The organism is Brevibacterium sp. Z349TD_9 (genome assembly GCF_056173565.1).
The window spans coordinates 734,963-747,111 of the sequence record NZ_CM149680.1; the positions used below are offsets into that span (position 1 = coordinate 734,963).

General features: G+C 68.5%; 10 protein-coding genes. 5 read left to right on the forward strand and 5 right to left on the reverse strand.

What is annotated here, in order from left to right:
* Positions 1–235: 235 nt before the first annotated feature.
* Positions 236–1,312 carry a histidinol-phosphate transaminase gene (locus AC0VYB_RS03155; protein WP_009378025.1) on the forward strand — a complete coding sequence of 359 codons (1,077 nt, stop codon included), beginning with the start codon at positions 236–238 and terminating at the stop codon, positions 1,310–1,312.
* Complete coding sequence (locus tag AC0VYB_RS03160; protein ID WP_009378030.1) at positions 1,312–2,712, forward strand: FAD-binding oxidoreductase; 1,401 nt, start codon at positions 1,312–1,314, stop codon at positions 2,710–2,712. The genes AC0VYB_RS03155 and AC0VYB_RS03160 overlap by 1 nt, the downstream gene beginning before the upstream one ends.
* Here AC0VYB_RS03160 and mmuM read toward each other — a convergent pair.
* Positions 2,690–3,646: a homocysteine S-methyltransferase gene (gene mmuM / locus AC0VYB_RS03165; protein ID WP_119296512.1), complete on the reverse strand. Its 957-nt coding sequence runs from the start codon at positions 3,644–3,646 to the stop codon at positions 2,690–2,692. The genes AC0VYB_RS03160 and mmuM overlap by 23 nt on opposite strands.
* A 21-nt stretch (positions 3,647–3,667) precedes the next feature.
* Between mmuM and tgt the strand changes: the two genes are divergently transcribed.
* Positions 3,668–4,924 (forward strand): tRNA guanosine(34) transglycosylase Tgt, encoded by a 1,257-nt coding sequence (tgt, locus tag AC0VYB_RS03170; protein WP_197932324.1) that lies wholly within the window; start codon positions 3,668–3,670, stop codon positions 4,922–4,924.
* A gap of 20 nt (positions 4,925–4,944) precedes the next feature.
* On the opposite strand, the gene AC0VYB_RS03175 is transcribed toward tgt, so the two are convergent.
* Together AC0VYB_RS03175 and AC0VYB_RS03180 are read right to left on the reverse strand one after the other, a co-directional pair.
* Positions 4,945–5,652: a queuosine precursor transporter gene (locus AC0VYB_RS03175; RefSeq protein WP_009378033.1), complete on the reverse strand. Its 708-nt coding sequence runs from the start codon at positions 5,650–5,652 to the stop codon at positions 4,945–4,947.
* Positions 5,633–8,191, reverse strand: a complete 2,559-nt coding sequence (locus AC0VYB_RS03180) for a M3 family metallopeptidase (protein WP_201671528.1) — start codon at positions 8,189–8,191, stop codon at positions 5,633–5,635. The genes AC0VYB_RS03175 and AC0VYB_RS03180 overlap by 20 nt, the downstream gene beginning before the upstream one ends.
* A gap of 99 nt (positions 8,192–8,290) precedes the next feature.
* Between AC0VYB_RS03180 and AC0VYB_RS03185 the strand changes: the two genes are divergently transcribed.
* On the forward strand, positions 8,291–9,352 hold the full coding sequence (locus tag AC0VYB_RS03185) for an AI-2E family transporter (RefSeq protein ID WP_063249916.1): 1,062 nt from the start codon (positions 8,291–8,293) through the stop codon (positions 9,350–9,352).
* 62 nt (positions 9,353–9,414) lie between these two features.
* On the opposite strand, the gene AC0VYB_RS03190 is transcribed toward AC0VYB_RS03185, so the two are convergent.
* Both AC0VYB_RS03190 and AC0VYB_RS03195 read right to left on the reverse strand, forming a co-directional pair.
* Positions 9,415–9,696 (reverse strand): hypothetical protein, encoded by a 282-nt coding sequence (locus AC0VYB_RS03190; protein WP_009378036.1) that lies wholly within the window; start codon positions 9,694–9,696, stop codon positions 9,415–9,417.
* 243 nt (positions 9,697–9,939) lie between these two features.
* On the reverse strand, positions 9,940–10,932 hold the full coding sequence (locus tag AC0VYB_RS03195; protein ID WP_009378037.1) for an alpha/beta hydrolase: 993 nt from the start codon (positions 10,930–10,932) through the stop codon (positions 9,940–9,942).
* A 120-nt stretch (positions 10,933–11,052) separates the two neighbouring features.
* Here AC0VYB_RS03195 and AC0VYB_RS03200 point away from each other — a divergent pair, with 120 nt between their 5' ends.
* A complete protein-coding gene (locus AC0VYB_RS03200; RefSeq protein WP_201671517.1) occupies positions 11,053–12,138 on the forward strand; it encodes a GlxA family transcriptional regulator in 1,086 nt (361 codons plus the stop codon).
* The last annotated feature ends 11 nt before the right edge of the window (positions 12,139–12,149 follow it).

A 12,149-nucleotide genomic window follows, 5' to 3' on the forward strand; every position in this document is an offset into this window, starting at 1 on the left:
CCGGAGTCGCGAACGAACAGGCGCAGTTTCCGGTCTAGATGAGTGAAGGGGTCGCCACCCACGTCCCCTTCCGCGTTCGGCACGACACGCGTCCCCTCGAGTCCCGGACTCATCATCCCCGGTGGCCCTGATCGATCCCGCGATCTCAGGGCCACCTCCCATGTGCGGGCACGGGCACCCCTCTCGAATGCCGGCCGCTGTGCCGAGCATTCGTTGCCTGTGTCACGATATGTGCATGTCGAAACGATTCCTCCTTCGCGATGCCCTGACCCAGTTCCCGCCCTATAAGCCCGGCAAACCGCCGTCGGATGCCCCGGGGCTGGCCCCGTACAAACTGTCGTCGAACGAGAACCACTTCGCCCCGCTGCCGGGCATCACCGAAGCCGTGGCCGCCGCGACGCAGGTGCCCGCCGCCTATCCTGATCCGAAGTCGGCGAAGCTCGTCGCCGAGATCGCCGCCTACCTCGACGTCGACCCGAGCGAGGTCGTGCCCGGGGCGGGCGCCTCGGAGATCCTCTCGGCCCTGACGAACATCACCCTCGAGGCTGGGACCTCCGTCGTCTACCCGTGGCCGTCGTTCGAGATGTACCCGATCCTCGCGTCGGCCCGCGGTGCGGAGAAGCGCGCGGTGCCCCTGCTGCCCGACGGCCGGCACGACTTCGCGGGGATGCTCGCCGAGATCGACGACACGACCCGCCTCGTCCTCCTCTGCTCACCGAACAACCCTACGGGTCCGTCCGTGCGCACGTCCGAGCTCGACGGATTCATGGCCGAAGTGCCCGCCGGGGTCATCGTCGCCCTCGACGAGGCGTACTGGGAGTTCGCCACCGACGCCGAGGCGGTCGACGGTCTCGCCGCGTTCCGGAAGTACGACAACCTCGTCCTTGCCCGCACGTTCTCGAAGGCGCACGGACTCGCGGGACTGCGCGTCGGCTACGGCGTCGCCGATGCCGAGATCGCCACCGCTCTGCGTCAGGTCGTCGCCCCGTTCAGTGTGACGACCGGCGCTCAGGCCGCCGCCTCGGAGTCGCTCGCGCGGGTCGGCGAGGTGCTCGTCCGGGCGAAGGAGGTCGCAGCGACCCGTGACCGCTTCGCCGCTGACCTGCGCGACCTCGGCTTCGACGTCCCTGATGCGCAGGGCAACTATGTGTGGATCGCCCTCGACGACGAGGCCGCAGCCGCGTTCGAAGACGCGTGCGCAGCCCAGGCCGTGGCGATCCGCCGACTCTCCGGCGGCGTGCGGGTGAGCATCGGCGCCGATGAGGCCCTTGACCGCGTGCGCGCGGTGGCCAGAGAGTTCGCCGCCCGCTGATGAGCGTCGAGGAGGCGGCGGCCGGCCTCGGCGTGCTCGCCGAGCAGCTCAGCCCCGGTGCGCTCGTGACCGACCGCGACGTCGTCGACGGCTTCGCCTCCGACCGGGCGCTCTTCTGCCCGGCCGGGCGGGCGCTCGGTCTCGTCCGGGCCAGGAGCGTCGATGATGTCGTCGCCGTCATGCGCTTCGCCACCGACCACCGCATCCCCGTCGTCACACAGGGGGCGCGGACGGGGCTCTCGGGCGGGGCGAACGCCGTCGACGGCGCCCTGCTGCTCAACCTCGCCGGAATGGACGCGATCGTCGAGATCGATCCCGTCGACCAGATCTGCCGGGTCGAGCCCGGCGTCATCAATGCCGACCTCAAGGCCGCCCTCGCCGCCGAAGGACTCGCCTACCCGCCCGATCCGGGGTCGGTGGCGATCTCGACGATCGGCGGGAACGTCGCGACGAACGCCGGCGGCATGTGCTGCGTCAAGTACGGGGTGACGAAGGACTACGTCCGTGGACTCACCGTCGTCCTCGCCGACGGCACGGTGACGAAGCTCGGCCGCGCGACGGCGAAGGGCGTGGCCGGCCTCGACCTCGCCGCTCTCCTCGTCGGGTCGGAGGGCACGCTCGGGGTCATCGTCGCGATCACCTTGGGACTCACCCCGCTCCTGCCGCCGCCGCTGACCGGGGTGGGGATCTTCCCGGACACCGAATCGGCGGGCCGCACGGTCGCGGAGTTCATGGCCTCCGGTGCCCAGCCGTCGATGCTCGAATTCATCGACGCTGCGACGATGGCGATGATCAATGACTACGGCGACTTCGGCCTGCCCGCCGACGCCGGTGCCCTCCTCCTCGTCCAGTCCGACAAGCCCGCCGCCGAGGCGGCCCGTGACCTCGCCGGGTTCGAGGCGATCGCTGAGGCCAACGGGGCGACCGAGACCGTCGTCTCCGACGACCCCGACGACAGCGACATGCTCGTCGCCGCCCGGCGGGCCGTGGCACCGGCGATGGAGAGGTACGCGAACACCATCGGTGGGGGAGAGCTCGTCGACGATGTCTGCGTGCCCCGCTCGCGCCTCGGCGAGTTCTTCGCCCGGCTGCGGGAGATCGACGATCGCCACGACGTCGTCGTCGCCACCGCGGGACATGCGGGGGACGGGAACATGCATCCCTCCGTCGTCTTCGACGCCCGCGACGAGGCGATGGTCGCCCAAGCCCAGGAGGCGTTCGCGGAGATCATGCAGCTCGGCCTCGACCTCGGCGGGACGATCACCGGCGAGCACGGGGTCGGCTACCTCAAGCGAGAGTGGCTTGGCCGCGAGCTCGACGCCGGTGCCCAGCGCATGCAGGCCGCGATCAAGGACTCCCTCGACCCGCTGGGGATCCTCAACCCCGGGAAGATGCTCTGAGCACGAGCTCTGCGATGTCCGCGGGCGTCGTCCGGCAGCAGCCGCCGACGATCCGGGCCCCGCGGGCGATCCAGTCCGCGACCGGCCACGCGCCGAGGCGCTCGCCCGCCTCCGCGGTCGGGTCCTGCCACGTCATCGACTCCGCATCGTAGGTCTCGCCCGAGTTCGGATAGGCGATGAGGGGCAGCTCGGTGACCGCGGCCAGCGCCTCGAGCGCGGGAGACACCTGGTCGGGCCGCACGCAGTTGACGCCGACCGCGCGGACCGTCGGATGGGCGGCTGCTACCGCGGCGAGGGCCGTGAGCGGGGTGCCGTCGGGAAGTCGCGGGACGCCAGTGGGTCCTCCGTCGGCGAGGGTCACCGACAGCCACGCAGGGACGCGGGTCTCCTCGACGAGGTCGGCGAGGACCCGGATCTCGGGCAGGTTCGGTTGGGTCTCGAGCGCGATGACGTCGGCGCCCGCCTCGGCGAGGGCTTCGATGCGGGGACGGTGGAAGGCGGCGAACTCGGCATCGGTGAGCGCATAGTCGCCGGTGTACTCGGACCCGTCGCCGAGGACGGCCCCGAACGGGCCTACCGACCCGGCGATGAGGACGGGAGCGGCGGTGCCGCGTGAGGCAGCCTCGCGGGCGAGGGTGACGCTGTCGGCGCACAGTCGACGCACCGCAGTGTCCGTGAGCCCAGTGTCCGTGAGCCCAGCGCGCGGGCCTATCTGATAGCTCGCGGTCGTGACGATGTCGGCACCGGCTCTCGCGAAGGCGGCGTGCACCTCGGCGAGGGTGTCGGGATCGTCACGGAGGAGACCGGCCGACCACAGGTCGTGGTCGAGGACGATCCCGCGGGACTCGAGCGCGGTGCCCAGCCCTCCGTCGGTGACGAGGGGACGGCGGGAGCGCACGGCGGTCTCGAGCACGGCGGTGAGTCTCGGTCGCATCCACCCAGTTAAACTTGGCGGGTGACCGACATCGACACGCGTGCAGCATCTGAGACAGCGACACCGCCCATCAACGACCGTTCGCAGTTCGGCTTCGAGGTCGGCACCAGGCTCGAGACGGGCGGACGCACCGGGGTGATCTCCACCCCGCACGGGCAGATCCGCACGCCTGCGTTCATTCCGGTCGGCACGAAGGCCACGGTCAAGGCCGTCAAGCCCGAGGACGTCGCCGCCCTCGGCGGGCAGGCTGTCCTCGCCAACGCCTACCACCTCTACCTCCAGCCGGGCTCGGACATCGTCGACGAGGCCGGGGGATTGGGGCGGTTCATGAACTGGCCCGGCCCGACGTTCACGGATTCGGGCGGATTCCAGGTGATGAGTCTCGGCGCCGGGTTCAAGAAGGTCATCTCCATGGAGGTCACGGGCGAGCAGAACGACGACGCCATCGCCGCGGGCAAGGAGCGGCTGTCGAACGTCGACGACGACGGGGTGACGTTCAAATCGCACCTCGACGGGACGATGCACCGGTTCACGCCCGAGGTCTCGATGCGGGTCCAGCATGAGCTCGGGGCCGACATCATGTTCGCGTTCGACGAGCTGACGACGCTCGTCAACACCCGCGGCTACCAGGAGACCTCGCTCGAACGGACCCGGCTGTGGGCGATCCGCTGCATCGAGGAGCACCAGCGGCTGACTCAGGCGCGTTCGCACCGGCCCTATCAGGCGCTCTTCGGGGTCCTCCAGGGTGCGCAGTACGAGGACCTGCGGCGCAAGGCCGCCCGCGACCTCGGCGCTATGGACTTCGATGGGTACGGCATCGGTGGGGCCCTGGAGAAGGAGAACCTCGGGACGATCATCCGCTGGGTGTGCGAGGAGCTGCCCGAGGACAAGCCGCGTCACCTCCTCGGCATCTCCGAACCCGATGATCTCTTCGAGGCGATCAAGACCGGCGCGGACACCTTCGACTGCGTCTCCCCGTCCCGTGTCGCCCGCAATGCCGCGGTCTACACCCGCGACGGCCGGTACAACCTCACGGGGGCGAAGTACCGCCGCGACTTCGGACCCCTCGACCCCGAGTGCGACTGCTACACGTGCGAGAACTACTCGCGCGCCTACCTGCGCCACCTCTACAAGGCCAAGGAGATGCTCTTCTCGACGCTGTGCACGATCCACAACGAGCACTTCGTCGTCAGCCTCGTCGCCGAGATCCGGCAGGCGATGGAGGACGGTCGATTCTCCGAGCTCGAGACCGAGGTGCTCGGACGCTACTACGCGTGAGTCAGGCCCAGCCGTGCGGCTCAGTCCTGGGCGTAGCTCGGTTCGTGACGTTTGACGAGCGTGATCACCCGGTACGTGACGGGCAGGAGGATGACCTCGACGCCGACCTTGTAGACGAAGCCGACGACGACGTAGTTGACGAAGTCCCAGCCGGGGATGACGCCGGCGAAGGCGATCGTGCAGAAGAGGAGCGTGTCGACGAACTCGCCGACCCCCGTCGAGGTGAGCAGGCGCACCCACAGCTTCGACTCGCCCATCCGCTTCTTCACTGCCACGAGGACGTAGGAGTTGAGGAGCTGGCCGACGAAGTAGCCGGCCAGTGAGGCCAGGACGATGCGCGGGTAGAAGCCGAGGACGGCGGCGAAGGCCTCCTGGTTCTCGTATCCGGGGCCCGGTGGTGAGATGAGGACGAGCCAGAAGACGAGGGTCGCGAGCACCTGCAGGGCGAAGCCGGTGATGACAGCCTTGCGTGCGGCCTTGAAGCCGTAGACCTCGCTGATGACGTCGCCGAGGATGTAGGCGATGGGGAAGAGGAACGCCCCGCCGTCGGTGACGATGGGGCCGAAGCCGATGACCTTCGTCGCCGAGATGTTCGAGATGATGAGCACCGCGCAGAAGACCGCGAGGAAGATCGCGTAGTACCGACCGCGCGAGGACGCGAAGGCCGCCAAGCGGTGAGAGGGGGGAGCGTCTGCCGAGTCGGGCGTCTCAGGACTCGTCGGCGACAACGGCGATCTCCTTCCCCCCGGTGAGCGTGACGAGCTGGTCGTAGGTGAGCGGCATCATCGACTGCGGGGTGCCCGCTGCGGCCCAGAGGACGGGGAAGTCCCGGAGGGCTGTGTCGATGAACGTGGGGATCGGCGCGGGGTGGCCGATCGGGGCGACGCCGCCGATGACCTGGCCGGTCGCCGCCCGGACGAGGTCCTTGTCCGCGCGGTCGAGGGAGTCGACGCCGATGAGGGAGGCCACGTGGTCCGTGTCGACGCGGTGGGCGCCCGAGGTCATGATGAGCACCGGGTCCCCGCCGGCGGAGAAGACGAGACTGTTGGCGATCGCGCCGACGTCGACCCCGACCTTCTCCGCCGCCGAGGCGGCCGTCGGGGTGGCCTCGGAGAAGACCGTGATCTGCGGCTCGATCCCGTTGTCGGTGAGAATCTCGGCGATGCGGGTGTTGTTCGCGTGGTGCTTCGGGGCGGGGGTAGGGTCACCGGTCTCGGGGGAGGTCTCTTCCACCGGCTCCGCGAGCCCGCGACGGCGCAGCAGCGGTGCGACGTCGGGACGGACGCCGAAGAACTTCTCGATCGCCGTCATCGGGTCGACGGAGTAGCCGGGGGCGAGGATCGCCTCGCGGAACGCCTCGCCGGCCTCACGGTTGAGCCCGCCCTGGGATTCGAACCATTCGCTCACCCACGCGGCGATGACCTCGGAGTAGAGGTACGAGTAGTAGCCGGCCGCATAGCCGGAGGCGAAGATGTGGCCGAAGTACGTCGTGCGGTAGCGCGGGGGCACGAGCGGGGAGAAGCCGGAGGCGTCGAGCACCTCGGATTCGAAGGAGAGGACGTCTGTGATGTGCTCTCCGGCCTCGAGCGAGTGCCACGAGAGGTCGAGCATGGCGGCTGCGAGGTACTCGATCGTCGAGAAGCCCTGCCCGAAGTCCTCCCCGGCGATGAGGGAGGAGACCATGGACTCGGGCATCGGCTCGCCGGTCTCGACGTGCTTCGCATAGTGGGGGAGGACCTGCGGGTGGAAGCGCCACATCTCGTTGAACTGGGAGGGGAACTCGACGTAGTCGCGGGGCACCGAGGTGCCCGCCGTCGAGGGGTAGGTCGAGTTCGCGAAGAGGCCGTGGAGGACGTGGCCGAACTCGTGGAAGAGCGTCGTCAGCTCGGTCGGGGAGAGCAGGGTGGGCCGGCCGGGACCGGGCTTGGCAAGGTTGAGGGAGAGGGTGACGACCGGGAGGTCGCCGGTCAGCCGGGAGGCGGGCACGAGCTGGTCCATCCAGGCGCCTCCCCGCTTCGTGTCCCGCGCATAGGGGTCGATGAGGATGAGGCCGAGGGTGCGACCGTCGACGTCGGTGACCTCGTAGGCTCTGACGTCGTCGTGCCAGCCGACGACGCCCTCCGCGGGAGCGAAGGTGATCCCATAGAGCCCCGTGGCGGCGAAGAAGACGCCGTCCGTGAGCACAGTGTCGAACTCGAAGTACTGCGCGACCTCGTCGGGGTTGATGCCGAACTCGTCCTGCCGGTACTTCGCGAGGTAGTGCATGACGTCGGACGGGGCGATCTCGTCGAGGCCGTAGCGGTCGCGGACGGTGTCGAGCTCGGCCGCCAGCTGCGCATTGGCGGGCGCGATGAGGGAGGAGACGATGTCGGCTGCCGCGTCGGGGCCGCCCGCCGTCTGGTTGTCGATCGCGTAGGAGGAGTACGACGGGTAGCCGAGCAGCTTCGCCTGCAGGGCCCGCAGGGCAGTGATGTCCGAGACCTGCGCCCGGGTGTCGCCGTCCCCGCCGCGTGCACCGCGCGCCATCGAGTTCCGCAGCACGTGCTCCCTCGTCGCGGCGCTCTCGAGCGGTCCGAGGACGAGCTGCTGAGTGAAGTTGTTCAGTCCCAGCAGGTAGCCGGATTCGTCGCGTTCGCCCGCGCGGGTGGCTGCGGCCGCAATCTGGTCCTCGCTCAGCCCCTTGAGCTCGTCCGCCTCGCCGAGGTGGACCGCGAGCTCCCGGGTGTCCGTTCCCAGTGCCCGGGAGAAGGAGGTCGAGAGCGCGGTGAGTTCGGCTTCGATCGTCGCCATGTGCGCACGGTCCTCTTCGCCGAGGCGGGCGCCGGCCCGGACGAAGTTCTCGACCGTGAGCTCCTGGTGGCGCTTGTCCTCGGGGTTGAGGTCGGTGACCGGGACCTGTTCGATGCGGTGGAAGAGATCGACGCCCAGCAGCATCTCGGTGCGGGTCGCGGACAGCCGGACCCACACCTCGGCGACGGCATCGGTGAGCTCAGGGGTGAGGTGGTTCGATTCGATGGTGCGGACGAGGGCGGCGAGCCGGGCCATCGGCACGGTCGCGGACTCGAAGCGGACGGTCGTGGTGACGAAGGTCGGGTCGGCGTCGTCGGTGACGATGTGCTCGACCTCGGCGAGGGCGAAGTCGGTGGCGGCCCGGGCCGCGGTGCTGAGGGTGTCAGGGGTGACCGCGGAGAAGTCCGGGAGGGAGAAGTCGCCTTGTGGGTCGAGGAGTGCCTCCCAGACATCGATGGCTGTTGGTTCGGAACTCATCGTCGACGTACCACTTTCCTCACGATCTTCTCTCATGACGCCTCCGATCCTAACGTGTGGCGGCCGCCCGGTGCATGGTTGCTGGCTAGACTGGGGCGCATGAGCAGCGCATCCTTCCCTGTCACCAATGCCTTCCGCGTCGGGTTCGTCGGAACCCTCGGGGTCGGGCTCGCGATCGCGCTCATCACGGCGCTGCAGTCGGTGGGGACGGTGCTCATCTACATCGGCCTGGCGCTGTTCCTCGCGCTCGGCCTCGATCCCATCATTCAGTGGCTCGTCGCGCGCAAGGTCTCGCGGACTCTGGCGGTCATCCTCGTCGTCGTCGCGTTCATCGGCGTCGTCGTCGGCGTGGTGCTGCTCATCGCGCCGGCCGTCATCTCGCAGATCCAGCAGTTCATCGCCGATCTGCCGCAGATCGTCTCCCGTCTGCAGACGACCGAGTGGGTCGCCGATCTCGAGCGGCGCTTCACCGGAGCAGTCGACCTCGATTCGATCTTCGCGAGCGTGAGCTCGTGGGTCTCCGATCCGAAGAACGTGCTCTCCCTCGGCGGCGGCGTCGTGTCGATCGGGGCGGGGATCCTCAGCTTCATCACCGGGGTGATCATCGTCGTCATCCTCACGATCTATTTCGCCGTCACGCTGCCGACGATCAAGTCGGCGATGCTCTCGCTCGTCGCCGCGAGCTCACGGGACACCGTCGACTCGGTGTCCGAGGAGATCACGCGGTCGGTGGGGCGCTATGTGCTCGGGCAGGTGTCGCTCGGCATCATCAACGGCGTGTGCTCGGCGATCTTCCTCACGATCATCGGGGCGCCGCTGCCGGCACTGCTCGCGTTCGTCGCCTTCCTCGCCTCGCTCATCCCGCTCATCGGTCCGATCTCCGGCGCGATCGTCATCACCGCATCGTGCCTCATGGTCTCCCCGGGCCTCGGCATCGCGGCGGGCATCTACTACCTCGTCTACATGCAGATCGAGGCGTACCTGCTCAGCCCGCGGATCATGAACGCGGCCGTCGCCGTGCCCGGTGCGCTCGTCATCATCGCTGCGATCGCCGGCGGCACGCTCGGTGGGGTCCTCGGCGCCGTCGTCGCCGTGCCGGTCGCCGCCTCGTTCCTCATCATCATCCGCAAGGTCATCATCCCCGCGCAGGACAAGAAGTAGCGGCCGGACTCCTGTGGAATCAGCTGCGCCGAGGTGGGTCTCAGGCCTCGTCGAGGTGGTGCTCAGGCCTCGTCGTCGCCGTCGGTGCCGCTGTCGCGGGCGGAACCGCCGTGGTCCGTGCCGTGTCTGCGCGCGGAGTTGCTGTCGCGCGCGGAGCTGCGGTCGGCGAGGCGTCCGATGACGAAGCGGCTGAGGAAGAACGTCGCAGCGTAGGTGAGGGCGCCGATGACGATTCTCATCATGACGTCGACATCGCGACCGAGGGGGAACCCGACGAAGACCATGGCCGTGATCCCCAGCAGATAGGGGAGGGCACGGAGGGTCGGGCTCAGCTCGCTGCTCATGCGCTCAAGCCTAGCGCGCGTGCTTGAGCATCCGAGTCGGATGAACACGGGGCCCATACAGGGATGAACACGGTCCCATACAGGACAGTCGAGCGGCAGTTCGCGGCAGGTGATGCACGGAGACCCGCGCGGACCGTGAGTTGGTCACGATCCGCGCGGGTCGGCCGACGAGGGGACTTCCCGCTCAGCCAGCGGTGCGCTTCCCTCTGCGAAGGGTGCGCTTCAATCAGCGAACGGCGCGCCTCACTCCGTGAACGGTGCGCTGTCCTCGTGGAGGGCGTTGTGGAGGAAGTCGATGGCCACTGTGCGGGCGAGGTTCGCCGCCTTCGTGTCGCGGAGACTGTCGAGGAGGAGGAAGTCGTGGACCATGCCCGCCACGCGCAGCGACGTCACAGGGACACCGGCTTCGCGGAGCCTGTTGGCGTACTGCTCGCCCTCGTCGCGGAGGACGTCGGCCTCGTCCGTAATGACGAGGGCTTCGGGCAGTCCCTTGAGATCCTCGAGGCTGGCCTGCAGCGGTGAGGCGTACTTCTCCTTCCGCTGTGCCTCGTCGGTGGTGTAGGCGTCCCAGAACCACTTCATGCCGTCGCGGGTGAGGTAGTAGCCGTCCTCGAACTGGATGTACGAGGGGGTGTCGAAGTCGGCGTTGGTCACCGGGTAGAGCAGGGCCTGCGCCTTGAGGTCGAGCCCGCCGCGGTCCTTGTTCATCAGCGCGAACACTGCCGACATGTCCCCGCCGACGGATTCGCCGGTGACGGCGATGCGTGAGGTATCCATGCCGTGATCGGCGCCGTTCGCTGCCACCCATTGGCCGACGGCGTAGTTCTGCTCGACCTGGGTCGGGTACTTCTTCTCAGGAGCACGGTCGTAGACGGGGAAGACGCCGACGGCGTTCGCCCCGACCGTGAGCTCGCGGAAGAGCCGGTCATGGGTCTTGTCGTCGCCGAAGACCCAGCCGGCACCGTGGATGTAGAAGAGGACGGGCAGGTCGCCGGTGGCACCCTTGGGTCGGATGATGCGCGTGCGCACGGTTCCCCATTCGCCGGCGTCGACCTCGACCCATTCCTCGTCGACGTCAGGACGCTCGACGCCCTCGCCGCTCTGGAGGTCGAGGAGGATCTTGCGACCTTCCTCCGGCGGGACTTCGTAGATGCGCGGATGCGGGGCGGTCGCCTCGGCGAGCTCTTTGGCTTCGGGCTCGAGGAACGGGGTGATGGGGGCTGGGATCTCGGACATGGGAACGTGCTCCTTTTCATCGGATGAGGTCTCGCCTCAACGAGTGCGGCTGGGCCGAGGTCGGAGGATTCTGACAACCGACCTGTTCCCCCAGGCTATGAGTGCGCCTAAGCTGACGCCATGGTCACAAACGACATGCACCCGGGCGATGATGACAATCGGCGGCAGGCGAGCGACCTCGGGGACGGTCCGAGAGACGGTCCGGGGGACGGTGCGGGAAACACCGAGGAGCCTCGTTCGGAGATCGCCATCGTGCGGTACCGCGAGTGCCAGCTCGCCGCGGTCTACGGACTCACCGATGTCTTCCGCGTCGCGAACGAACAGTTGGCGCTGCTCGGCCGAGACGAGACTGTGCGAGTGAGCCACTGGGAGTGGTCGGAGGACGGGGTGCAGTGCGTGTTCGACTCGCACCCGGGGAGGCCGAATGCGCCGACTCACGTCGTGTTCCCGCCGAGCCTCGTGCCACCGCAGGGGATGGATTCGGCCCATGCCCTCCGCGATTGGGCTCTTGCGCGCCGAGGTGACGGGGCAGTGCTCTGCGGACTTTGCGCGGGCGTGTTCGTGCTGGCTGAGACGGGTCTGCTCGATCATCGGTCGGCGACGACGCACTGGGCGTTCGCCGAGGAGTTCACCGAGAGGTTTCCTGCGGTGCGCCTCGATGCCCGGAGGATGGTCGTCGACGAGGGAGAAGTCATCACGGCCGCCGGCATCATGGCGTGGCTCGACTTCGGGCTGTCGCTCGTCGAGTCGATGTTCGGTCCGAGCATGATGATCCGGACGTCGCGGTTCATGCTCGCCGATGCGCCGCGGACGGATCAGCTGCCGTACATGGGGACGCTTCCGTCGACGACTCATCAGGACGAGGTCGTCCTGCTCGCCGAGGAGACGATCGATCGGGAGCTGGGGTCGGCGATGACGCTCGGCCGGTTGGCCGCTGTGACGGCCACGCACCCGAGGACTCTGCAGCGCCGGTTCAAAGCCGCAACGGGGAAGACGGTGACGCAGTACGTCCAACAGCTGCGGGTCGAGCGAGCGAATCATGCGCTGGCGACGACGGACGACACCTTCGAGTCGATCGCGCGCTCGGTGGGGTACGACGATCCCACGACGCTGCGCAGGCTCATCCTCCGCGAGACTGGTCTCACCCCGACCGGGTACCGGCAGAAGTTCGGCGCGAAGTCGTTGGTCGGGGGACGCCGAAACTGACAGCGTCAGTG